General features: G+C 72.0%; 21 protein-coding genes and 1 tRNA gene. 9 read left to right on the top strand and 13 right to left on the bottom strand.

Going from position 1 to position 21,684, the window contains the following annotated elements; genetic code table 11:
* Positions 1-52 precede the first annotated feature (52 nt).
* Entirely contained in the window at positions 53-2,416 is a 2,364-nt protein-coding gene (locus tag ACFV6D_RS01240; RefSeq protein WP_380557478.1) for a transglycosylase domain-containing protein, read from the top strand.
* An 80-nt stretch (positions 2,417-2,496) separates the two neighbouring features.
* Here ACFV6D_RS01240 and ACFV6D_RS01235 read toward each other — a convergent pair whose 3' ends face one another.
* The 3 genes from ACFV6D_RS01235 to ACFV6D_RS01225 form a co-directional block, all read right to left on the bottom strand.
* Positions 2,497-3,675 (bottom strand): winged helix DNA-binding domain-containing protein, encoded by a 1,179-nt coding sequence (locus tag ACFV6D_RS01235; protein WP_380557475.1) that lies wholly within the window; start codon positions 3,673-3,675, stop codon positions 2,497-2,499.
* A gap of 127 nt (positions 3,676-3,802) precedes the next feature.
* On the bottom strand, positions 3,803-4,105 hold the full coding sequence (locus ACFV6D_RS01230) for a co-chaperone GroES (protein ID WP_079136310.1): 303 nt from the start codon (positions 4,103-4,105) through the stop codon (positions 3,803-3,805).
* 301 nt (positions 4,106-4,406) lie between these two features.
* Positions 4,407-4,748 (bottom strand): DUF3618 domain-containing protein, encoded by a 342-nt coding sequence (locus ACFV6D_RS01225; protein WP_063349226.1) that lies wholly within the window; start codon positions 4,746-4,748, stop codon positions 4,407-4,409.
* A gap of 146 nt (positions 4,749-4,894) precedes the next feature.
* Here ACFV6D_RS01225 and bcp point away from each other — a divergent pair, with 146 nt between their 5' ends.
* Positions 4,895-5,371, top strand: coding sequence for a thioredoxin-dependent thiol peroxidase (gene bcp, locus ACFV6D_RS01220; RefSeq protein WP_063349225.1), 477 nt, complete (start codon positions 4,895-4,897; stop codon positions 5,369-5,371).
* Between the two features lie 125 nt (positions 5,372-5,496).
* Here bcp and ACFV6D_RS01215 read toward each other — a convergent pair whose 3' ends face one another.
* A complete protein-coding gene (locus ACFV6D_RS01215) occupies positions 5,497-7,974 on the bottom strand; it encodes a chitinase C-terminal domain-containing protein (RefSeq protein WP_380557472.1) in 2,478 nt (825 codons plus the stop codon).
* A gap of 265 nt (positions 7,975-8,239) precedes the next feature.
* Between ACFV6D_RS01215 and ACFV6D_RS01210 the strand changes: the two genes are divergently transcribed.
* Positions 8,240-9,097, top strand: coding sequence for an HNH endonuclease (locus ACFV6D_RS01210; protein ID WP_380374610.1), 858 nt, complete (start codon positions 8,240-8,242; stop codon positions 9,095-9,097).
* Positions 9,098-9,162: 65 nt separating this feature from the next.
* Positions 9,163-9,237 (top strand) — tRNA-Leu (locus ACFV6D_RS01205).
* A 66-nt stretch (positions 9,238-9,303) separates the two neighbouring features.
* Here ACFV6D_RS01205 and rdgB read toward each other — a convergent pair.
* From rdgB to ACFV6D_RS01185, 4 genes are all read right to left on the bottom strand, one after another.
* Positions 9,304-9,909 (bottom strand): RdgB/HAM1 family non-canonical purine NTP pyrophosphatase, encoded by a 606-nt coding sequence (rdgB, locus tag ACFV6D_RS01200; protein WP_380557469.1) that lies wholly within the window; start codon positions 9,907-9,909, stop codon positions 9,304-9,306.
* Between the two features lie 31 nt (positions 9,910-9,940).
* On the bottom strand, positions 9,941-10,330 hold the full coding sequence (locus tag ACFV6D_RS01195; RefSeq protein ID WP_380335144.1) for a hypothetical protein: 390 nt from the start codon (positions 10,328-10,330) through the stop codon (positions 9,941-9,943).
* A 172-nt stretch (positions 10,331-10,502) separates the two neighbouring features.
* Entirely contained in the window at positions 10,503-11,228 is a 726-nt protein-coding gene (gene rph / locus ACFV6D_RS01190) for a ribonuclease PH (protein WP_063349221.1), read from the bottom strand.
* A gap of 105 nt (positions 11,229-11,333) precedes the next feature.
* A complete protein-coding gene (locus ACFV6D_RS01185; RefSeq protein WP_063349220.1) occupies positions 11,334-11,567 on the bottom strand; it encodes a glucose PTS transporter subunit EIIB in 234 nt (77 codons plus the stop codon).
* Between the two features lie 399 nt (positions 11,568-11,966).
* Here ACFV6D_RS01185 and ACFV6D_RS01180 point away from each other — a divergent pair, with 399 nt between their 5' ends.
* The 4 genes from ACFV6D_RS01180 to ACFV6D_RS01165 all read left to right on the top strand — a co-directional run bounded on the left by ACFV6D_RS01180 (position 11,967) and on the right by ACFV6D_RS01165 (position 18,081).
* The gene (locus ACFV6D_RS01180) at positions 11,967-13,268 is read left to right on the top strand and encodes a PTS transporter subunit EIIC (protein WP_063349219.1); all 1,302 of its coding nucleotides are present in this window, start codon (positions 11,967-11,969) and stop codon (positions 13,266-13,268) included.
* A 751-nt stretch (positions 13,269-14,019) separates the two neighbouring features.
* Positions 14,020-15,297: a PTS transporter subunit EIIC gene (locus ACFV6D_RS01175; RefSeq protein WP_380557466.1), complete on the top strand. Its 1,278-nt coding sequence runs from the start codon at positions 14,020-14,022 to the stop codon at positions 15,295-15,297.
* 451 nt (positions 15,298-15,748) lie between these two features.
* A complete protein-coding gene (locus ACFV6D_RS01170) occupies positions 15,749-16,798 on the top strand; it encodes an LLM class flavin-dependent oxidoreductase (protein WP_380557463.1) in 1,050 nt (349 codons plus the stop codon).
* A complete protein-coding gene (locus tag ACFV6D_RS01165; RefSeq protein WP_380557460.1) occupies positions 16,795-18,081 on the top strand; it encodes an LLM class flavin-dependent oxidoreductase in 1,287 nt (428 codons plus the stop codon). The genes ACFV6D_RS01170 and ACFV6D_RS01165 overlap by 4 nt, the downstream gene beginning before the upstream one ends.
* Before the next feature lie 33 nt (positions 18,082-18,114).
* Here ACFV6D_RS01165 and ACFV6D_RS01160 read toward each other — a convergent pair whose 3' ends face one another.
* Positions 18,115-18,861 (bottom strand): MBL fold metallo-hydrolase, encoded by a 747-nt coding sequence (locus ACFV6D_RS01160; RefSeq protein ID WP_063349215.1) that lies wholly within the window; start codon positions 18,859-18,861, stop codon positions 18,115-18,117.
* 199 nt (positions 18,862-19,060) lie between these two features.
* Positions 19,061-19,252 (bottom strand): MerR family transcriptional regulator, encoded by a 192-nt coding sequence (locus ACFV6D_RS01155; RefSeq protein ID WP_208869099.1) that lies wholly within the window; start codon positions 19,250-19,252, stop codon positions 19,061-19,063.
* A 186-nt stretch (positions 19,253-19,438) separates the two neighbouring features.
* Here ACFV6D_RS01155 and ACFV6D_RS01150 point away from each other — a divergent pair, with 186 nt between their 5' ends.
* The gene (locus tag ACFV6D_RS01150) at positions 19,439-19,909 is read left to right on the top strand and encodes a type II toxin-antitoxin system PemK/MazF family toxin (protein WP_380557457.1); all 471 of its coding nucleotides are present in this window, start codon (positions 19,439-19,441) and stop codon (positions 19,907-19,909) included.
* 45 nt (positions 19,910-19,954) lie between these two features.
* Here ACFV6D_RS01150 and ACFV6D_RS01145 read toward each other — a convergent pair whose 3' ends face one another.
* The 3 genes from ACFV6D_RS01145 to ACFV6D_RS01135 all read right to left on the bottom strand — a co-directional run bounded on the left by ACFV6D_RS01145 (position 19,955) and on the right by ACFV6D_RS01135 (position 21,512).
* A complete protein-coding gene (locus ACFV6D_RS01145) occupies positions 19,955-20,923 on the bottom strand; it encodes a PLP-dependent cysteine synthase family protein (RefSeq protein WP_380557454.1) in 969 nt (322 codons plus the stop codon).
* Positions 20,924-21,002: 79 nt separating this feature from the next.
* On the bottom strand, positions 21,003-21,281 hold the full coding sequence (locus tag ACFV6D_RS01140; RefSeq protein ID WP_363370276.1) for a MoaD/ThiS family protein: 279 nt from the start codon (positions 21,279-21,281) through the stop codon (positions 21,003-21,005).
* A gap of 111 nt (positions 21,282-21,392) precedes the next feature.
* Positions 21,393-21,512 carry a putative leader peptide gene (locus ACFV6D_RS01135; RefSeq protein WP_347878546.1) on the bottom strand — a complete coding sequence of 40 codons (120 nt, stop codon included), beginning with the start codon at positions 21,510-21,512 and terminating at the stop codon, positions 21,393-21,395.
* Positions 21,513-21,684: the final 172 nt, after the last annotated feature.

The following is a 21,684-nucleotide window of genomic DNA, read 5'->3' as shown; positions in this document are numbered from 1 at the left end:
CCAACCCCCCGACCACCCCCTGATCGGCCATCAAATAGCACATAATCGCGGCATGACCTTGAGCACCCGACGCCAGGCCAAACGAGCCGCCCGCCGCGCGGCCCGCCGAGCCCTCCCCCGCTGGCGCCGGCTCCTGCCCACCTGGCGCATCACGCTCGGCGCCCTCACCGCCGCGCTCCTGCTCACCGCCGGCGCCTTCGCCGTGCTCTACGTCATCGTCCCGGTGCCCGACCCCAACGCCCACGCCGTCGCCCAGAACAACATCTACCTCTACGCCGACGACACCACCGAGATCGCCCGCACCGGCGCCGTCAACCGCACCGACGTCACCATCGACCAGATCCCCCCGCAAACCCAGCACGCCGTCGTCTCCGCCGAGGACCGCACCTTCTACCGCAACCGCGGCATCGACCTCAAAGGCATGCTCCGGGCCGGCTGGAACACCCTCACCGGCAAGGGCACCCAAGGCGGCTCCACCATCACCCAGCAGTACGTCAAGAACTACTACCTGACGCAGGACAAGACCATCGAACGCAAGGGCCGCGAACTCTTCATCGCCCTCAAGGTCGACCAGCAACGCGACAAGCCCGAGATCCTCGCCGGCTACCTCAACAGCAGCTACTTCGGCCGCGGCGCCTACGGCATCCAGAGCGCCGCCCACGCCTACTACGGCGTCGACGTCTCCGCCCTCACCCTCGCCCAGGGCGCCTACCTCGCCTCCCTCCTCCAGGCCCCCAGCAGCTACGACGTCAAGACCGCCACCCCCGCCAACCGCGAGAAGGCCATCGCCCGCTGGCACTACACCCTCGACGGCATGGTCCAACTCGGCTTCCTCACCGACGCCGAACGCACCGCCACCACCTTCCCCGAACCGATCGACCCCCAGCCCGCCACCGGCCTCTCCGGCCAGGCCGGCTACCTCGTCGGCGTCGCCGACGACTACCTCGTCTCCGCCGGCATCATCGACACCGCCACCCTCAAGGCCGGCGGCTGGCGCATCACCACCACCTTCGACAAGCCCAAGCAGGACGCCTTCCACAAGGCCGTCCAGGACGAACTCACCGACGAACTCGACCCCCAGCGCCGCCCCGCCACCGACACCGACGTCCGGGTCGCCGGCGCCTCCGTCGAAGCCGCCACCGGCCGCGTCGTCGCCGTCTACGGCGGCCCCGACTACGCCAAACAGCCCTACAACGACGCCCTGCGCCAGGACAACCAGATCGGCTCCACCTTCAAACCCGTCGACCTCGCCGCCGGCCTCATCGCCCAACACACCCTCGACGGCCGGCCGATCACCCCCGACACCCGCTACGACGGCACCAGCGAACGCCCCGTCACCGGCGGCCCCACCCCCTACGCGCCGCCCAACGAGGACGACGTCGACTACGGCAACATCACCCTGCGCTACGCCATGGTGAAGTCCGTCAACTCCGTGTACGCGCAGGAGGGCGTCGACGCCGGCCTCGCCCGCGTCCGCGACACCGCCGTCAAACTCGGCATCCCCGACAGCGTCCGCGGCATGGACCCGGCCAACACCTCGATGACCCTCGGCACCGCCACCCCCAGCGCCCTCGACCTGGCCGGCGCCTACGCCACCCTCGCCAACCACGGCCAGGCGAACGCCCCCTGGTCCGTCCTCAAACTCGCACGCGTCCACACCGGCGGCGCCGTCGACGCCCCCAAGATGCCCGACCACACCCCCGTCGACGCCATCGACCGGCCCTACGCCGACACCGTCACCGACGTCCTGCGCGACGTCATCGGCCCCCGCGGCACCGGCGCCGCCGCCCTCGACCTCGGCCGCCCCGCCGCCGGCAAGACCGGCACCACCGACTCCAACCTCTCCGCCTGGTTCGCCGGCTACACCCCCGAACTCGCCACCACCGTCGGCCTGTTCCGCGAGAACCCCAAGACCCACGCCAAGGAACCACTAGCCGGCACCGCCGGACTCGCCCGGATCAACGGCGGCACCTTCCCCACCCGGATCTGGACCGCCTACATGAGCGCCGCCCTCGACGGCACCACCACCCAGCAGTTCGACCTCCAGACCGGCCGCGACACCCCCGCCCCCGACTTCAGCCCCAGCAGCAGCGCCACCACCACCCCCAGCCCCACCGCCACCACCCCCACCACCGGCGGCGGCAGCAGCGAGGAACCCCCCAGCAGCACCCCCGTGCCCGACACCCCCACCCACGCCCCCAGCGCGCCCGCCCCGCAGCCCACCACCACCCAGGAACAGCCCAGCCCGCAGGCACCCCAGCCCACCACCACCCAGGAGCAGTCCAGCCCCACCCCCCGACCCACCCAGACCCGGCCCACCCACCCGACCACGCCACCCAGCACCACCGGCGCCGCCACCAACCCGGCGACGAGCGCGACACCACCGGCCCAGCGAGCCACCCCACCGGCCCAGTGAGCCACTTCACCGGCCGCTGAACGACGCCATCGGCCGGTGAACCACCCGCCGAGCGGTGAACCACCCCGCCGGCCGGTGACCTACCCCGCCGCCAACTCCCGCTCCAACGGCGACCGGAACCGCGGCGTCACCCGCACCTCCCCCAGCCAGCCCGCCAAACGCGCCGCCTCCGCCGCGATCGCCGCCCCGGCCTCCGCCCCCACATCACCGAACAACCGCCACACCACCTCGCCGTCCGGCCGCTGCGCCCAGCCGCCCACCACCCGGCCGCACCACCACACCGTCGGCCCGGCGTTCCCCGCCCGGTCGAACAGCGCCGGCACGTCCTCCGGCCGCAGGTACCAGTCCCGCCCCCGCCAGCCCATCACCGTCGGATCCAGCGCCGGCAGGAGCGCCGCCCACGGCTCCGGCTCCGCCACCGGCCCGGCGTCCCCCGGCAGCACCAGCGCCGCCGCCCCGCCCGCCAGCTCCACGTCCTCGGCGCCCACGTCCGCCAGCGCCCGGCGGGTGTCCCCCAGCGTCCAGCCCGTCCACCACTTCACGTCCTCGACGGTCGCCGGGCCGTACCCGGCCAGCCAGCGCCGCACCACCTCCGCCTTCGCCTCCCGCACCGGCGCCTCCGGCCACTGCGGCACCGGCGCCCACGGATAGACGTTGCTCAGCCACGACCCGCGCGGACGGCCCCGCCGCACGTGCCCGTCCGCGGCCAGCACCCGCAGCAGCCGACTGCCCACGCTCTGCCGGCTCTCGTACGGCTTGCCCGCCGACATCAGCATCGTCTCGCGCAACTCCGGTACGTCGTCCCCGAGTTCCTTCGTCGTCGCCTCGCCGCGCCGAGCCACGGCGGCCAGCACCGCGCGCTCCGCCCCGGCCAGCCGCGCCTCGTCCCAGCCGTCCGCGTGGTCCCGCAGGTGCTTGAGCAGCGTCGCCCGCTCCCTCGCCGCGATCGCCCGCGCCGTCGACGAACTCACGTGCGGCGCGAAGCCCTCCGTCACCGCGAACAGCGTCCGCCGCATCGACAGCAGCTTCACCAGCGTGACGTCCTCGTACAGCGCCCGGTCCACCTCCGCCGCCGACGGCTCGGCCAGCCGCGCGCACGCCGACAGGTACACCGTCGCCGGGTCCGACGCGTGCAGCCCCACCAGCGCGTCCGCCACCTGCTCCACCCGCGCCACCCGCACCGACGGCGCCAGCAACTGCCGCCGCCCCACCCGGGCCCGCCGCTCACCCTCGCCGATCACCGGCACACGCCTCGTCATGCCGGGACCCTAGCGCCCACCACCGACAGGCCCGGCCCCTAGCGCGCCCACCACCGACAGGGCCGGACGCAAGGAGCCGGCCGGGGCACCGCCCCGACCGGCTCACGCCACGCCCGTGCTCAGAGGTTCAGAGGTAGAGCCCGGTCGAGCCCTCCGTGTCGCCGAAGCGGGTCGCCGCCACCGCGTGCAGGTCACGCTCGCGCAGCAGCACGTAGGTGGCGCCGCGGACCTCGACCTCCAGCTTGTCCTCCGGGTCGTACAGGACGCGGTCGCCCGGCTCCACCGAGCGGACGCTCTGGCCCACCGCGACGGCCTCCGCCCAGGTGCAGCGCTTGGACAGCTCCGCGGTCGCGGGGATCAGGATGCCGCCGGTCGAGCGGCGCTCACCCTCACTGCCCTCGATCCGCACCAGCACGCGGTCGTGCAGCATCCGGATCGGCAGCTTCTCGCCCAGCCGGTCGTGCCGCGCCGCCTCGTACTCGGGTGCGGCGGAGGAGGCCTGCGGGGTCGGTTCGTCGTTCGTACTCACGATCCCGAAGGTACCGCCCCCGGGCGCGCGGCGTGACGCTGGCCCGGCATGCGGGAAGCCGCGGCACCCGCGGGGCCGGGCACACCCCCAGGTCAGGGCACACCCTGGGCCCGGACACACCTCCCAGGCCCGGGCACACCTTCCGGCCCGGGCACACCGAAGGCCGGACGCCTCCCGCGCCCGGCCCTCACCCCGCGCCCGTTCAGCCCTTGCGGCGCTTCCGGGCGGAAGCCACCAGCAGCAGCACGCCCACGCCGACCAGCGCGGCCGGAACGATCCGCTCCGTACGCGGCTGCCCCTTCTCGTCCACGAACTGCGCCCGCACCTTCTCCACCACGCCGTTGGCGGCCACGTACGCCCGGCCGGCCTTCTCCTCGACGGCGGCCACGGCCTTCGCCTTCACCTGGGCGCTGATCGTGCTCGGGTGGACGCGCACGGCCAGCTCGTCCAGGGTGGCCGCCAGCTGGGTGCGGGTCCGGGAGATGTCCGCCTCGATCTGGGCGGTCGTCCGCGCCGACTTGTCCTTCGTGCTCGCCTCGCCCACTCGGGCCACCCCATTCACTTGCTGATGTTGTCCTGTGCGACTGACCCAGTCTGTCAGTTGCCGAGCACGGCCGCGCGACCCCACCCACCATCGGAGGTAAGTTTGCCGTGCTATGACCGCCCGCCCCAGCAACAGGAGATTTACCCGTGAGTGAGCGTCTCCAGCCCGGCGACACCGCGCCCGCCTTCAGCCTGTCCGACGCCGACGGCAACCAGGTGTCCCTCGCCGACCACCTGGGCCGCAAGGTCATCGTCTACTTCTACCCGGCCGCGCTCACCCCCGGCTGCACCAAGCAGGCCTGCGACTTCACCGACAACCTGGAGGTCCTCGCCGGCGCCGGCTACGACGTCATCGGCGTCTCCCCGGACAAGCCGGAGAAGCTCGGCAAGTTCCGCGAGGCCGAGAACCTCAAGGTCACCCTGGTGTCCGACCCGGACCACCAGGTGCTGGAGGCCTACGGCGCCTACGGCGAGAAGCAGAACTACGGCCGCACCTACGTCGGCGTGATCCGCTCCACCGTGATCGTGGACGAGCAGGGCAAGGTCGAGCGCGCGCTGTACAACGTGAAGGCCACCGGGCACGTCGCCAAGCTGCTGCGCGACCTCAAGGTCGAGACGGCCTGACGCTCGAAGGCCTGGCGCTCCGGCGCTCGGCACCTCGCTCGCCCGGCACCTCGCTGAACGAAGCGGTGGCGGCACACCCCCCGACCGGGTGCACCGCCACCGCCGTCTCTCACCTCAGGGCGCCGTCAGCAGGCCCCGAGGTCGCTCCAGACGCCCCACGAGCCGCTGGACGCGGGGTCGTCGCCCTTGGTCCACCACTTGTTCTGGTAGTAGTGGCCCTTCCACGACACCTTGGTGGTGGCCGCGTAGGTGGTGCCCGCGTCCCAGCTCGGGGCGGCCGCGCAGGCCCCCGTCGTCGGGGTGGCGGTCGCGGTGGCCGTCGCGGTCGGCGAGGCCGTCGCCGTCGGGGAGGCAGTCGCCGTCGGCGAAGCAGTAGCGGTCGCGGTCGGCGTCGGGGTCGGGGTCGGCGTCGGGGTCGGCGTGCCGCCGTCCACCGTGCCCCGGGTCAGGTCGCCCTTGAGCCCGTACAGCGTGCCGTTCACGTTGACCGTCCAGTTCGACGGGGTCGAGACCGGCAGGTAGTAGACGAAGTCCAGGTCCACCGAGGCGCCCGGCGCCAGCGACTGCCAGCCCGGCAGCTTGACCGACACCCGGTTGTAGGTGCCCTTCAGGCCGCCCACGTTGCCCGGACCGGGGTTGTCCTGCCGGATGACCTGGAGGCCGAAGCCGGACTGGTCCTTGGCGTTGCCCGGAGCCGAGTTGCTGTAGTCGAACTGGAACTCGGTGCCGCCCGGCAGGGTCGTCGTCGAGTTGTTGACGATGTGGATCTTCGGGTTGATCGGGTAGTTCGAGTCACCCAGCGCGAAGTTGGTGAACGACACGTCGATCGGCAGGGTCTGCTGCGGCAGCGGGACCGTCGAACGGGTCGCGCCGTACGGCGTGGCCGCCTTGAACTTGTCGTACATCAGCGAGGTCAGCGTCGAACCCGGCACGTACTCGCCCTTGCCGCCGTTGGCGCCCGCGTCCCACTTGTAGTCGCCCGCGAGCTCCCAGATCATCGCGCCGCCGGCGCCCTGGTTGACGATGTAGTCCGCCTTGGCACCCACCGACTGCTCGTCCTCGGTGGAGAGGAACACCTTCTTGGCGTCGTTCCACAGCCACGGCGCCACCAGGCTGCTGCTGTAGTTGCGGGCGTAGGTGCCCTGCAGCGCGGTGTCCTTCACGCCGTACTTGGCCAGGTAGTCGGGCAGGATGCCCTTCTCCAGGTTCTTCGCGTGCCACATCGGGTTCGACCCGGCCGGGGACTCCTTGCCCGCGTCGTCCTTGTCGTTCCAGATGTTGTCGATGCCGACCGCGCCGTCACCGCAGGAGGTCAGGCCGGAGCCGACCGGGCAGGTGGTCGCCGCCGCGGTGCCCCAGAGGCCGTTGGTACCGCCCGTGACGTTCTTGAAACCCCGGGTGTAGTACGGCAGGCCGACGTTGATCCGGCCGCCCGGCATCGCACCGCGGAAGTAGTGGTACGACCAGTCGGCGTTCAGGTAGCCGATGCCGCCGTACTGGCCGGTGCCGTACACGTTGGCCGCCGCCAGCTCGCCGTCCTTGCCGTCGTCGAACAGCGAGGCGTTCGGGCCGACGTACTTGTTCCAGGCGCCGTGCAGGTCGTACGACATGATGTTGACGTAGTCCAGGTACTGCGCCACCTGGAAGGTCTCCATGCCGCGCAGCAGGTAGCCGGACGACGGGGCCGCGACCGACAGCAGGTAGTGCCTGCCGTCGGCGGCGCCGGCCCGGTCCAGGTTCTCGCGCAGCGTCTTCATCAGCGCCGCGTAGCCCTTCGCCAGCGAGCCGCGCTTGGAGTTGGCGAGCTGCCAGTCCAGCGGGTTGCCGGCGTCCTTCATCGAGGTCGGGTACTCGTAGTCGACGTCGACGCCGTTGAAACCGTACTTGCGGATGAAGTCGACGGACGAGGCGGCGAAGGTGTCGATGCCGGCCTGGTTGACGCTGCCGTCCGGGTTGACGGTCATCGAGTAGAAGCCGCCGGAGTTGACGCGCTTGCCGTCGTCCCCGAAGTAGCCGCCGGTCTCGGTCCAACCGCCCACCGAGATCAGGGTCTTGACGTTCGGGTACTGCTTCTTGAACTTCGTCAGCAGATTGAAGTGGCCCTTGTAGGGCAGCGTCGGGTCCAACTCGGCGCCGGGCACGCCCGGGAAGGAGATCCCGGTGGCCTCGTTGGTCGGGCCGTCGGTGCCGACGGAGAGCTTGTTGTCACCGCCGACGTGGCCGAACGCGTAGTTGAGGTGGGTGACCTTGTCCCAGGGGATGTCGTTCACCAGGTAGGGCTGGTCGCCGTTCTTGCCGGTGCGCCAGCCGGTGAAGTAGCCGATGATGCGGCGCTGGTGGTCCGCGCCCATCTTCTCGCGGCCGCCGGTGTCGTAGACCGAGCAGTACGGGACGTCCACGCCGGGCGTCTGGTACAGGCCGTCGGGGCGACAGGCCCCGTTGTCGACGGTCGCGGACGCCTGCGAGGGCACCGCGCCCAGCGTCGACAGCAGCAGACCGGCCAGACCGGCCGCCGCCAGCGAGATCGCGCCCGCCCGGGCAGCCGGGCTCTTGCGGCGGAGTGCGGCGGTGGGACGCCGCTCCGCCGTGTTTCGGATCAACACTCGGTCCTCCGGGAGAGAGTGTCGGCGCGTGCCTGTGGGGGAGCACGCACGTGGGGGATTGCAATTGGCGCCGAAGCTATGTGGTCTGAACCACATAGGTCAATAGGTCTGTACCAATTGGTAATCAAACCCCCAACCCCGCCGGTCACCCCACCGACGACAACAAGTCACCCCCTGGCCGAAACCCCGTCACCCGTAACCAAACCCCCCACCGATCGTTCGCACACCGGGGGACGGGCGAACCACTGCCCGAAGGGGAACAACCATGCCGGTCAAGTACACCCGCGAACTGCTCGCGTCGCTCGCGGCCGAGTCCAGCAACGTCAACGACATGATGCGAAAGCTCGGCGTGCCGATGGCGGGCGGCACGCACAGCTACCTGAGCCGGCGACTCCGGCACTACGGCATCGACACCTCGCACTTCAACCACAGCAGGCCCGACTACGGGCGGCGCCGGTACCCGCGGGACGTGATGGCCGAGGCGGCGGCGCACAGCGACAGCATCAACGGCATGATGGCCTACCTGGGCGTCACGCCGTACGACAGCCTCTACTCGTACCTGAAGAAGCGCCTGGTCGAGTTCGACATCGACACCGCGCACTTCACGTTCAGGGGTGACGGCCGCAACAGGGCCGCAGCCATTCCCAAGGAGGTGCTGGCGCAGGCCGTGGCCACGCATCGAAGCATCCGCGGCGTGATCCTTGCCGTCGGGATGACCGACTGCGGCAACTCGCGCACGCTGGTGCGGGAGGCCATCGACCACCACCAGCTCGACACCGGCCACTTCACCGGGCGGGCACACAACAAGGGCCGGAAGACCGGGCCCCGGCGCACGGCCGAGGAGCTACTGGTACGACGCCCGCCAGGAAGCCACCGCGTTCCGGGCGACCGGCTCCGCGCCATGCTCGTACACATCGGGCACCCGGACGTGTGTGAGCTGTGCGGCACGCCTCCGACCTGGCTCGGGCAGCCGATGACCCTGGAGGTCGACCACGTCAACGGCGACTGGCTCGACAACCGACGCGACAACCTCCGCCTGCTCTGCCCCAACTGCCACTCCATCACGCCGACCTACTGCGGCCGAAACAGGAATCGCGACGACGCGGAGAGGGATGCCGCCTGACACGGCAGCCGGCAGGGAAAGGTGGCCGCATCGGAAGCCGTCACCCGGTACGCTTGGCGTGACGTGCGCCCGTACTCCAGCTGGCTAGAGAGGTGCGGTTTAGGTCCGCAGTGTCGTGGGTTCGAGTCCCACCGGGCGTACCGAGCGAAATGGCCCTCTGTCCTTCGATTCGAAGGACAGAGGGCCATCGCCGTTCCTGCGACCCGTCAGCCCAGGAGGTCCTTGACGACCGGGGCGAGGCCGCGGAAGGCCTGGCCGCGGTGGCTGATGGCGTTCTTCTCGGCGGGGGTGAGTTCGGCGCAGGTGCGGGTCTCGCCGAGGGGCTGGAGGATCGGGTCGTAGCCGAAGCCGCCGTCGCCGGAGGGGGCGGTGCGCAGGGTGCCGAGGAGGCGGCCCTCGACGACGCGCTCGGCGCCGTCGGGGAGGGCGAGGGCGGCGGCGCAGAAGAAGTGGGCGCCGCGGTGCGGGTCGGAGATGTCGGAGAGCTGGGCGAGCAGCAGGTCGAGGTTGGCGCGGTCGTCGCCGTGCTTGCCGGCCCAGCGGGCGGAGAAGATGCCGGGGGCGCCGTTCAGGACGTCGACGCAGAGGCCGGAGTCGTCGGCGACGGCGGGCAGGCCGGTGGCGCGGGCGAGGGCGTGGGCCTTGAGGAGCGCGTTCTCGGCGAAGGTGACGCCGGTCTCCGGGACGTCCGGGATCTCGGGGTAGGCGTCGGCGCCGACGAGTTCGACGTCCAGGCCGGCCTCGCCGAGGATGGCGCGGAGTTCGGCGACCTTGTGCTGGTTACGGGTGGCGAGGATCAATCGGGTGGACATATCGCCCACCCTATCGGCAGCCGTTCCGGCGTCAGCCGGTGCAGACCGAGGTGAGGTTGCCGGCCGCGTCGCCGAGCGGCTTGAGGTCGGGGACCTCCTTCTTGTCGACGGCCTGCTGGACCTTGTCGGCCTGCTTCTGCAGGTCGGCGACGGCCTTGGCGACGTCGGTGTTCTTGGAGTTCTTGCCGACCTGGTTGAGGTCGGTCCTGAGCTTCTCCAGCGCCTTCGCGGCGGCCGCCGAGTCGTTGCTCGCGTTGCCGTAGGCGCTGGTGACGTCGGCGAGGTCGCCGGTGATCCTGACCGCCGTGTTGCCGCAGTCGATCGCCTTCTGGGCTGCGGAGCAACTGACCATGCTGAGCGGGAGGATGGCGATCAGGCCGGCCACGGCGAGGGCGGCGGGGCGGGCGATGCTGGACGGCATCCGGTCCTCCTGTGGGGCGCGCGGGTTCCGTGGGACGGGACGCGCGCCGGGGGGTGCGCGGTTCCCGCAGCAGGGGTGCTGCGGGAACCGTACGGGCTTCGGGCCCGGCGTGTACAGCGGCCCGTACGGCGGCGGGTACATCCGGGTCCACGGCGCCGTGGGCCGAACCGGTTCAGGCCTCCAGGGCCTTGCGCTGGATCTCGTCGAGCTCGGCGCAGCCCAGGGTGCCGAGGTCGAGCAGGCGGTCGAGCAGGGCGCGGTCGAAGGGGGCGCCCTCGGCGGTGCCCTGGACCTCGACGAAGCGGCCGTCGGCGGTGCAGACGATGTTCATGTCGGTCTCGGCGCGGACGTCCTCCTCGTACTGGAGGTCGAGCATCGGGACGCCGTCGATGATGCCGACGCTGACGGCGCTGACGCCGCCGGTGATGGGCTGGCCCTTGGCGCGCAGGAGCTTGCGGTCGCGGGCCCAGGCGACGGCGTCGGCGAGGGCGACGTAGGCGCCGGTGATGGCGGCGGTGCGGGTGCCGCCGTCGGCCTGGAGGACGTCGCAGTCGAGGACGATGGTGTTCTCGGCGAGGGCGCGGTGGTCGACGACGGCGCGCAGCGAGCGGCCGATGAGCCGGCTGATCTCGTGGGTGCGGCCGCCGATGCGGCCCTTGACGGCCTCGCGGTCGCCGCGGGTGTTGGTGGCGCGCGGGAGCATGGAGTACTCGGCGGTGACCCAGCCTTCGCCGCTGCCCTTGCGCCAGCGGGGGACGCCCTCGGTGACGCTGGCGGTGCACAGCACCTTGGTGTCGCCGTAGGAGATGAGGACGGATCCTTCGGCGTGCTTGCTCCAGCCCCGTTCGATGGTGATGGGGCGGAGCTGGTCGGGGGTGCGGCCGTCGATGCGTGACATAGGCACTGAGCGTAGTCGCTCGGAGCGGGTGTTCCTGGTGCGCCTCGGCCCGCCGTTCCCGGGGGGGGCGGCGGGCCGGGGGTGGGGTGAGCCCGGTGGCTCAGCTCACATCATGTCCTCGATGTCAGCGGCGATCGGGTCGGCGTCGGTGCCGATGACGACCTGGATGGCGGTGCCCATCTTGACGACGCCGTGGGCGCCGGCGGCCTTGAGGGCGGCCTCGTTGACCAGGGAGGCGTCCTTGACCTCGGTGCGAAGGCGGGTGATGCAGCCCTCGACCTCTTCGATGTTGTCGATGCCGCCCAGACCGGCGACGATCTTCTCAGCCTTGCTGGCCATCTGATTTCTCCCTCTGTCTCGGCCCGCCGGCCGCTCTGCCGGGTGCCGTCCTGCGCTGTGCTGGGGTGTCCGCCGACCGGTGGCCGGCGTGGTCGGTACCGGTGCTGACGCGGGTTCAGCCGCGGTCGCGCCGCCGGGCAGCGCGACCAGCATCACCTGCTCCGGTCCGATCTGCCACGTTAGTCCACTTTTGGCCCATTCCGGCGCGCATGGTCCCGGCCGCCACCAGAGGATGACGAGCAGCGGGCTCGCGCCCGGCGTGCGGCCTGCGTCCCAAAGTGGTCTACACCAATATATGTGTACTCCGATGAACGCAGAAAGGACCCCGGGTGTTCCGGATCCCCGCCCGGGGGTCCCGCCGGGGGCCACCGGCCGGCAACTGCTCCCGGAGGGCGAAGGATGAGTTCGGCAGGCGCCACGGCCCCGCAGCGCGTGTGGTGGCACACCTTCTACGGCGGCCTCCAGAAGATGGGCCGCTCCCTGCAGCTCCCGGTGGCGGTGCTCCCCGCGGCCGGCATCCTCAACCGGCTCGGCCAGCCCGACGTCTTCGGCCAGGACGGCCTCGGCTGGACCGACGTCGCCAAGGTCTTCGCCGCGGCCGGTGGCGCCCTGCTGGACTCCTCGTTCGGCCTGCCGATGCTGTTCTGCGTCGGTGTGGCGATCGGCATGGCGAAGAAGGCGGACGGTTCGACCGCGCTGGCCGCCGTGGTGGGCTTCCTCGTCTACTACAAGGTCCTGCACGCGTTCCCGGAGAGCTGCAAGAGCGGGACGGTCCTGGTCACCGACTCCTGGACCGGCCAGTGCGTGGACTACAGCTCGGCCAAGGCGGCGGCCGCGACGTACCAGAACCCGGGCGTCCTGGGCGGCATCCTGATCGGCCTGATGTCGGCCTGGCTCTGGGTCCGCTTCCACCGCACCAGGCTGGTCGACTGGCTGGGCTTCTTCAACGGCCGCCGCCTGGTGCCGATGATCACCGCGGTGGTGGGCCTGGCCACCGCCTGCGTGGCGCTCTGGGTCTGGCCGCCGATCGGCCGCGGGCTCAACGACTTCAGCCAGACCCTGGCCGACCTGGGCGCGGGCGGCGCCGGCATCTTCGGCCTGTTCAACCGCGCGCTGCTGCTGATCGGCATGCACCAGTTGCTGAACACATTCGTCTGGTTCCAGTTCGGCGAGTTCATCAAGCCGGACGGCACCATCGCGCACGGCGACATCCCGCGCTTCCTGGCGGGCGACCCGACGGCCGGCCAGTTCCAGTCCGGATTCTTCCCGATCATGATGTTCGCGCTGCCCGCCGCCGCACTGGCGATCGCGCACTCGGCGAAACCGCACCGCCGCAAGGAGATCTACGGCCTGATGCTCTCGGTCGGCCTGACCTCCTTCGTGACGGGCGTCACCGAACCGCTCGAGTACTCCTTCGCCTACGTCGCCCCGGCCCTGTACGGCGTGCACGCGCTGCTGACCGGCGCCTCGATGGCCGTCACCTGGGGGCTCGGGGTGCACGACGGCTTCAGCTTCTCGGCCGGCCTGATCGACTACGTCATCAACTGGGGGCTGGCCACCAAGCCGTGGCTGATCATCCCGATCGGGCTCTGCTTCGCCGCCGTGTACTACGCGCTCTTCCGGTTCATCATCGTCAAATTCAATCTGAAAACACCCGGGCGGGAGGACGAGAGCGAGGTCGAGGACGTCACCAAGCTCTGAAACCGAGCGTCACCGGGCAGCACCCGCAATGGCCTCCGGACCCGACGGCCCGGAGGCCTTCGGCATTTCCGGAAAGGACCAAATGCCCGGGCGGTAAAACAATTCCGATATGCGCCCCGGGGATTCCCCGGCGGGCCGTCGGCCGTGCCAGGCGGGGCCGGGGCGGCCCGCACCGCCCGGCCGCCGGGCCGCCGGACGGGGGCACGCCGGGGGTGGGGAAAGGCCGCCGCCGCCCGGCACGGGCGGTGGCCGGCAATCGGCCGCCACCGTTTCCCCGCCGGCCCCGACCGCGCGCCGCGGGGGGTCGGAAAGCCGCGGATTGGCCGAAGCCGGACGAGGTGGGGCCCGGACTCCTCCCGACCGCCGACCGTTCGTGATGTCCGACACCCCGGCGGGCCCCTTCCCCGCCGCCCGCCGCGTCCGCCCGTGAACCCCGCCGACCCGGCCCCCGTTCGCACATCGCCGGGCCCGCGACGGACCCCTGACGAGGCCTCGGCGGGGCCTCCGGACGGGGCCGGGTCTTTTTGTTGCGCAAATAGCCAAAATCCCAATCACGGCGGGTAATCATGATCGTCGTTCCGCAACTAGGTTTCGATTTCATAGCGCTTCCCGGCAGGGGCGCTTTCCGGGGTTCCCCCCCTTCTCCACCCGTGCTACAAAACTGGTCTACACCACACGTGGTGTAGACCAGTTCGCGGTTCGGCCCCCTGTGCCCCTCCCCCGACCGCCATGCCGTTAGGAACCCACCCCAATGAGTCAGTCAGCGCAGGCACCGACGCCCGCCACGGCTCCGGCCACGCCAAGCCCCGCCAAGAAATTCGGCCAGAACCTGCTCCAGGGCCTGCAGAAGATCGGCCGCAGCCTCCAGCTGCCCATCGCCGTGCTCCCCGCCGCCGGTCTGCTGATGCGCCTCGGCCAGGACGACGTGTTCGGCAAGGACGGCCTCGGCTGGGACAAGGTCGCCGCGGTGTTCAACACCGCCGGTAGCGGGGTCTTCGACAACCTGCCACTGCTGTTCGCGGTGGGTATCGCGATCGGCTTCGCCAAGAAGGCGGACGGCTCCACCGCCCTCGCCGCCCTGGTCGGCTTCCTGGTCTACAAGAACGTGCTGACCGCGTTCCCGATCGCCGAAGGCCACATCGCCGACGGCAAGTGGGTCGCCCCGACCTACCAGAACCCGGGTGTCCTCGGCGGCATCGTGATCGGCCTACTGGCCGCCATCCTGTGGCAGAAGTACCACCGCACCAAGCTGGTCGACTGGCTCGGCTTCTTCAACGGCCGCCGCCTGGTACCGATCATGATGGCCTTTGTCGGCACCGGCATCGGTGTCCTGTTCGCCCTGACCTGGGGCCCGGTCGGCGACGCCATCAAGAGCCTGAACGACTCCCTGATCGGTGCCGGCGCGCTCGGCGCGGGCGCCTTCGGCCTGGTCAACCGCGGTCTGCTGCCGGTCGGCATGCACCAGTTCGTGAACTCCTACGCCTGGTTCCAGACCGGTGACTTCACCAAGGCCGACGGCACCATCGTGCACGGCGACATCCCGCGCTTCTTCGCCGGTGACCCGACCGCCGGCCAGTTCATGTCCGGCTTCTTCCCGATCATGATGTTCGCGCTGCCCGCCGCCGCCCTGGCCATCGCCCACGCCGCCAAGCCCCACCGCCGCAAGGCCATCACCGGCATGATGGTCTCGCTGGCCCTGACCTCCTTCGTCACCGGTGTCACCGAGCCGATCGAGTTCGCCTTCGTCTTCATCGCCCCGGCCCTGTACGTCATCCACGCGGTGCTCACCGCCGTCTCGATGACCGTCACCTGGGCGCTCGGCGTGCACGACGGCTTCACCTTCTCCGGCGGCCTGATCGACTACGCGCTGGCCTGGAGCAAGGCCACCGACCCGTGGCTGATCATCCCGATCGGCCTGGTCTTCGCCGCGCTGTACTACTTCCTCTTCCGCTTCGCGATCACCAAGTTCGACCTCAAGACCCCTGGTCGCGAGGACGACGACGAGATCGAGGACGTGACCAAGGCCTGAGGCCCCGTCCGTCCGCACTCCACGACCCCGCCCTGCCGCTGCTCCCCCAGCGGCGGGGCGGGGTCGTCGTGCATCCCGGTCCGTGCCCGTCGCGCATCCCGGCGGGGCCCGTCGTGCGTCCCGCCCCGGGTCGGCGGGAACGGCGGTTGACGAACCGGCGGAGGCACTGGTCAACTGAAGCCGTGAACGCGTCCTGCCCGCTGGTGACCCGCAGCCACATCGACTTCGGTCGCGTGTGGTCCGCGGCGTGTCGCGGCTGAGCCGACCGTTCCCCCCGCCGCCCGGCTGACCTCCCGCCCGGCGCCGTTCCTCCCCTCCCGCCCGCACGGGCCCCGCCCGCCTCCGGGCCGTCACCGCGCACCCGCGCGCGGCCGTACGCACCCGCACGCACCCTGTGCGCGTTCGCCGGCGTCGCCCGCACGCGTCCGCACGAGGAAAGTCAGGCCTCAGCATGCCCCGCCAACTGCACCTCTCCGCCGCCCTGGACAGCCCCGGCCACGTCGACGCCGGGCACTACGCCGCCCTCGCCCGCCTCGCCGAGCGGGCCACCCTCGACTTCGTCACCCTCGACGACTCCTTCACCCCCGAACCGCGCCGCCCCGACGCCCTCGCCACCCTCGCCCGGATCGCCCCGCTGACCGAGCGGGTCGGGCTGGTGCCCACCGTCACCACCACCCACACCGAGCCGTTCCACACCTCGATCGCGGTCAACACCCTGGACTGGGTGAGCCGGGGCCGGGCCGGCTGGCTGGTCGGCGTGTCCGCCACCGAGGCCGAGGCCAAGGCCTTCGGCCGCCGCCCGACCGCCCCCGCGGACGCGCTCTGGGCCGAGGCCGCCGACGCCGTCGAGGTCGCCGCCCGGCTCTGGGACAGCTGGGAGGACGACGCGGAGATCCGCGACACCGCCACCGGGCGGTTCGTCGACCGCGACAAGCTGCACTACGTCGACTTCGAGGGTCCGCACTTCTCCGTCCGCGGACCGTCGATCACCCCGCGCCCACCACAGGGCCGCCCGGTCGTCGCCGTCCCGGTGGCCGCCGTCGACCTCGCCCCGTACGCCTCCCCCGGCGGGCGCGCCCGGGTCGCGACGGCGATCCGGTACGCCGACGTCGTGCTGCTGGACGCCCCCGACCACGCCGGCCGGCTGGCGGCCGCCACCGAACTGCGGCTGCGCGCCGGCGAGCACCTGCGCATCCTCGCCCGGACCGACGCCGCCCTGCCCGACGACGCCGCGGCCGACCGCCTGCTCGCCGACCTCGCCGCGATCGGCACCGGCGTCGACGGCTTCCACCTCGTCCCCGCCGAGCCCGAACGGGACCTGGCCGCCCTCGCCGAACGGGTCGTCCCGGTGCTGCGCGCCCAGGGGCTGTTCCGCGCCGGGTACGCGGCCGGCCGCACCCTGCGCGACCACCTCGGCCTGGCCCGCCCGGCCAGCCGCTACGCCACCGCCGCCCCGTCCACTGCCACTGCCACTGCCGCTCTCGCCGAGGTGACCCGATGACGGACCGCCCGCTCAAGCAGATCCACCTCGCCGCGCACTTCCCCGGCGTCAACAACACCACGGTGTGGAGCGACCCGGACTCCGGCAGCCACATCGAGTTCGACTCCTTCCGCCACCTCGCCGAGACCGCCGAGCGCGGGAAGTTCGACTTCTTCTTCCTCGCCGAGGGCCTGCGGCTGCGCGAGAACAAGGGCCGCATCCACGACCTGGACGTGGTCGGCCGCCCCGAGTCGATCACCGTGCTGAACGCGCTGGCCGCCGTCACCACCCGCCTCGGGCTGGCCGGCACCGTCAACGCCACCTTCAACGAACCGTACGAACTGGCCCGCCGCTTCGCCTCGTTGGACCACCTCTCCGGCGGGCGCGCCGCCTGGAACGTGGTCACCTCCTCGGACGCCTTCACCGGGGAGAACTTCCGCCGCGGCGGCTACCTCGACCGCGCCGACCGCTACACCCGGGCCGCCGAATTCGTGCAGCTCGCAAGGGAGTTCTGGGACGGCGGAGCGGAGACCGTCCGGCACAGCGGCCCGCAGTTCGAGGTCGAGGGCCGGCTCTCGCTGCCCCGCCCGCCGCAGGGCCACCCGGTGGTCATCCAGGCCGGGGACTCCGACGAGGGCCGGGAGTTCGCCGCCGCGACCGCCGACGTCGTCTTCAGCCGGCACTCCACCCTCGCCGACGGCCAGGCCTTCCACGCGGACGTCAAGCGCCGGCTCGCCGCGTACGGCCGCAAGCCGGACGAGCTGAAGATCATGCCCGGCGTCACCTTCGCCCTCGGCGAGACCGACGCCGAGGCCGCCGAACTCGCCGCCGAGGTCCGCCGGGCCCAGGTCGGGCCGCAGACCACGATCGCCTTCCTGGAACAGGTCTGGGGCATCGACCTGTCCGACCACGACCCGGACGGTCCGCTGCCCGCCGTCGACCCCGACCCGGACAGCGCCCTGGCCCAGGGCCGGGTCCGGATCGGCGACCCACTGGCCGTCGCCGCCCGCTGGCGGGCCCTGGCCGCCGAGAAGAAGCTCACCAGCCGCGAGCTGGTGATCGAGGTGACGGGCCGGCAGTCCTTCATCGGCTCCCCCGCGACGGTCGCCGAGCGGATCGACTTCTTCGTGCAGAACGACGCGGCCGACGGCTTCATCCTCGTCCCCCACCTGACCCCGGGCGGCCTGGACGCGTTCGTCGACCGCGTGGTGCCGCTGCTCCAGGAACGCGGGGTGTTCCGCACCGACTACAGCGGCACGACCCTGCGCGACCACCTCGGCCTGCCGCTCCCCGGCCGACCCTGAGACGGCCGACGCCGAGACGACCAGCCCGCCTGCTCAGATCCGGTACACCGCACCGGCCCGGGCGACCTCGACGGGGCCCGGGTACGCGGCGGCGGCGTCGCGGCGGTTGTGCTCGGCGTCGGTCCACGGGGGGATGTGGGTCAGGACGAGCCGGCGGACGTGGGCGGCGGCGGCGTGCTCGCCGGCTTCCCGGCCGTTGAGGTGGACGGCCTGGTAGGTGTCCCGGCCGTCGATGTAGGCGGCCTCGCAGAGGAAGAGGTCGGCGTCGCGGGCGAGTTCGACGAGTTCGGCGCTCTCGCCGGTGTCGCCGGAGTAGACGAGCGCGCGGCCGTCGTGTTCGAGGCGGAAGGCGAAGGCGTCGACGGGGTGGTTGACCTGGGCGACCTCGATCCGGAACGGGCCGAGGTCGAAGGCCCCGGGGGTGAGGGTGTGGAAGTCGAAGACCTCCTTCATCCCCGGGTTCTCCGGCATGTCGTAGGCGCGGGCGAGCCGTTCGGCGGTGCCGGCCGGGCCGTAGACGGGCATCGGGTCGGGGCAGCCCTCGGCGCGGTAGTTGCGGGCGACCCAGTAGGCGCACAGGTCGACGCAGTGGTCGGCGTGCAGGTGGCTGAGCAGGACGGCGTCGACCTCGTAGAGGTCGACGTACTTCTGCAGGGCGCCGAGGGCGCCGTTGCCGAGGTCGAGCACGACGCGGTAGCCGTCGGCCTCGACGAGGTAACTGGAGCAGGGCGATTCGGCGGACGGGAAGCTCCCCGAGCACCCCACCACGGTCAGTTTCATCCGAGCCCCTCCGCCCCGACACGTCCTGGCTGCTGCTGGAAAACGGCAGGCCGGGCCGGTGAAACCGGCCGGTAGCACTGCTTCGCGTGTCGAGAGTAAGGGCGGAGCGGCACTTTGCCCCCGTCCCCGTGCCGGGCTGTGGCTGGAATCACCAGAACGCCGGGGCGGGGGCGGTGCCGTCCGTTCGGGTGCCGTCGGGTCAGCGGTGGCGGGGGCGGTTGCGGGCCCAGGCCTTGATCGTGTCGGGGTACCAGCGGGGGTGGCCGCTGCCGTCGAGGACGTCCGGGGCGGGCAGCAGACCGTGCCGCCGGTAGTTGCGGACGGTCTCGGCCTGCACGTTGATGTGGCGGGCGATCTCGGCGTAGGACCACAGCTCGGAGCTTCTCCCCACGAGGCACCTCCGGAGGGGCGGGGCGGGCGTACGTGAGGCAGCCTGTCCGGGCGTTGGCGACTCTTCACCACAGAACGGGCACCGTGGTCATTCCGTGACGAACCGGGAGCACGCTGCGGACAAATGCCCGGCCGTCCCGGCACTCACGGTGGTGGGGGCCGCCATGGGCCCGGTACGGTTCGCGCCATGAACAGTTCGACCGGGGTCTGGGTGGTCCTGGCGGTGGCGGGCGTCGCGCTGCTGGCCGCCGTCGTGCGGGCGCTGGTCCGGCGCACCCGCCCGGCGCCGCGACCGGCCGGGCCGACGGCTCCGCGCCCGCGCCCGGCGGCCAAGGGCCGTCCGGGGCCGCAGCCGCAGGAGATCTGGTGGGCGGAGGTCCCGTTCGAGGACGGCCCGGGGTCGAAGGACCGCCCGTGCCTGGTGCTGCGGGTGCACGGCCGCACCGCCACCGTCGCGAAGATCACCAGCAAGCACCACGCCGAACGCCCGGGCGTGCTGCCGCTGCCGCCCGCTTCGGTGGGCGACCGGCAGGGCCGCACCAGCTGGCTGGAGACCGACGAGCTGCGCGAGGTGCCGCTGTCGGCCTTCCGCCACCGGGCCGGCACGGTGGACCGGCAGGTCTGGTCCCGCGCGCAGCAGGCCCTGCAACGAGGCTAGGGCCTCAGGTCTGAAGTCGGCCGTCCGGCACCGCTAGGGCTTTTCTCAGGCCCAGAGCTGCCCCTGCAGCGCCTCGACGGCCGCCTCGGTGGTCTCCGCGGTGTAGATGCCGGTGGACAGGTACTTCCAGCCGCCGTCGGCGACCACGAACACGATGTCGGCGCGCTCCCCGTCCGCCGCGGCCTTGCGGCCGACGCCGAGCGCGGCGTGCAGGATCGCGCCGGTCGAGACGCCCGCGAAGATGCCCTCCTGCTGGAGGAGTTCGCGGGTGCGGCGGACGGCGTCCGCGGAGCCGACCGAGAAGCGGGTGGTGAGCACCGCGGCGTCGTACAGCTCGGGGACGAAGCCCTCGTCGAGGTTGCGCAGCCCGTACACGAGGTCGTCGTAGCGGGGTTCGGCGGCGACGATCCGCACGCCGGGGACCTTCTCGCGCAGGTAGCGGCCGACGCCCATCAGGGTGCCGGTGGTGCCGAGGCCGGCCACGAAGTGGGTGACGGTCGGCAGGTCGGCGAGGATCTCGGGGCCGGTGGTGGCGTAGTGGGCGCCCGCGTTGTCGGGGTTGCCGTACTGGTAGAGCATGACCCAGTCCGGGTGCTCGGCGGCGATCTCCTTGGCGATCCGGACGGCGGTGTTGGAGCCGCCGGCGGCCGGCGAGGGGATGATCTCGGCGCCCCACATGCGGAGCAGTTCGCGTCGTTCCTCGCTGGTGTTCTCGGGCATCACGCAGACCATCCGGTAGCCCTTGAGCTTGGCGGCCATGGCGAGCGAGATGCCGGTGTTGCCGCTGGTGGGTTCCAGGATGGTGCAGCCGGGGGTGAGCCGGCCGTCGGCCTCGGCGCGCTCGATCATGTGCAGCGCCGGGCGGTCCTTGATCGAGCCGGTGGGGTTGCGGTCCTCCAGCTTGGCCCAGAGCGTCACCTGTCCGTCGGTGTTGCCGGGGACGGCCGCGGACAGCCGCGGCAGGCGGACCAGCGGGGTGTTGCCGACGGCTTCGAGCGGGCTGTCGTAACGCAAGGGAGGCCTCCGGCCACGGCGGTGAGGGTGCGGAAGGGCGCCCTCCCGCCCGCCGCGGGGCGGGCGGGAGGGCGGGAGGTCAGCGGGCTCCGCCGGCCACGGCGGGCAGGATGGTGACGCTGTCGCCGTCGGCGAGGGCGGTGGAGATGCCTTCCAGGAAGCGGACGTCCTCGTCGTTCAGGTAGACGTTGACGAAGCGGCGCAGCTCGCCGCCCTCGACCAGGCGGGCGGCGATGCCCGGGTGGCGGGCGTCGAGGTCGGCGAAGAGTTCCCCGAGGTTGCTGCCGGTGCCCTCGACGGCCTTGGCGCCGTCGGTGTAGGTGCGGAGGATGGTCGGGATGCGGACCTCGATGGCCATGGGTGCGCTCCTGTGCGAGTCGTGAGGTGGGCCGCGACGGGCGCGGCGGGGAGGGTGGTCCCGGGGCTCGGCGTCGCCGGCAGGCGGTGGGCCCGGGTGGGGCGGGGCGGCTCAGCGCGAACGCGCGGGCGTGCCGGGACAGATCGCACTGGCGAGCCGGCACAGGTCGACGTGCAGGCGCGCCACGAGGCGGGTGCCCGGGGCCTGGTTGCTCACATCGACGGAACGCATGGGCTCATCGTATAGATTCCCGGGCCCGCTCCTCCATGCCCGTCTCGGGATCCGGATGCTCCCGTTTCTCGGGCTGAGACGACACGGGCCCGGGGGGGCGCGGGGGGGGGGGGGGGGGGGGGGCCCCCCGGGGGGGGGGGTGGGGGGGGGGGGGGGGGCCGCGCGGGGGGGC

This window comes from Kitasatospora sp. NPDC059812, from assembly GCF_042732075.1.
Classification (GTDB): domain Bacteria; phylum Actinomycetota; class Actinomycetes; order Streptomycetales; family Streptomycetaceae; genus Kitasatospora.
The sequence above is the reverse complement of the archived record's forward strand: the minus strand, read 5'-3'. Positions and strand labels throughout refer to the sequence as shown.

Excerpts from the sequence above, each read along its gene's own strand:
- ACFV6D_RS01210 (WP_380374610.1), top strand. The coding sequence starts at position 8,240 with ATGCCGGTCAAGTACACCCGCGAACTGCTCGCGTCGCTCGCGGCCGAG.
- ACFV6D_RS01230 (WP_079136310.1), bottom strand. The coding sequence starts at position 4,105 with ATGCTGCACGACCGCGTGCTGGTGCGGATCGAGGGCAGTGAGGGTGAG.
- rdgB (WP_380557469.1), bottom strand. The coding sequence starts at position 9,909 with ATGTCCACCCGATTGATCCTCGCCACCCGTAACCAGCACAAGGTCGCC.
- ACFV6D_RS01165 (WP_380557460.1), top strand. The coding sequence starts at position 16,795 with ATGACGGACCGCCCGCTCAAGCAGATCCACCTCGCCGCGCACTTCCCC.
- ACFV6D_RS01140 (WP_363370276.1), bottom strand. The coding sequence starts at position 21,281 with ATGGCCATCGAGGTCCGCATCCCGACCATCCTCCGCACCTACACCGAC.
- ACFV6D_RS01180 (WP_063349219.1), top strand. The coding sequence starts at position 11,967 with ATGAGTTCGGCAGGCGCCACGGCCCCGCAGCGCGTGTGGTGGCACACC.
- ACFV6D_RS01160 (WP_063349215.1), bottom strand. The coding sequence starts at position 18,861 with ATGAAACTGACCGTGGTGGGGTGCTCGGGGAGCTTCCCGTCCGCCGAA.
- ACFV6D_RS01185 (WP_063349220.1), bottom strand. The coding sequence starts at position 11,567 with ATGGCCAGCAAGGCTGAGAAGATCGTCGCCGGTCTGGGCGGCATCGAC.
- ACFV6D_RS01175 (WP_380557466.1), top strand. The coding sequence starts at position 14,020 with ATGAGTCAGTCAGCGCAGGCACCGACGCCCGCCACGGCTCCGGCCACG.
- ACFV6D_RS01195 (WP_380335144.1), bottom strand. The coding sequence starts at position 10,330 with ATGCCGTCCAGCATCGCCCGCCCCGCCGCCCTCGCCGTGGCCGGCCTG.
- ACFV6D_RS01170 (WP_380557463.1), top strand. The coding sequence starts at position 15,749 with ATGCCCCGCCAACTGCACCTCTCCGCCGCCCTGGACAGCCCCGGCCAC.
- ACFV6D_RS01135 (WP_347878546.1), bottom strand. The coding sequence starts at position 21,512 with ATGCGTTCCGTCGATGTGAGCAACCAGGCCCCGGGCACCCGCCTCGTG.
- rph (WP_063349221.1), bottom strand. The coding sequence starts at position 11,228 with ATGTCACGCATCGACGGCCGCACCCCCGACCAGCTCCGCCCCATCACC.
- ACFV6D_RS01150 (WP_380557457.1), top strand. The coding sequence starts at position 19,439 with ATGAACAGTTCGACCGGGGTCTGGGTGGTCCTGGCGGTGGCGGGCGTC.
- ACFV6D_RS01235 (WP_380557475.1), bottom strand. The coding sequence starts at position 3,675 with ATGACGAGGCGTGTGCCGGTGATCGGCGAGGGTGAGCGGCGGGCCCGG.
- ACFV6D_RS01240 (WP_380557478.1), top strand. The coding sequence starts at position 53 with ATGACCTTGAGCACCCGACGCCAGGCCAAACGAGCCGCCCGCCGCGCG.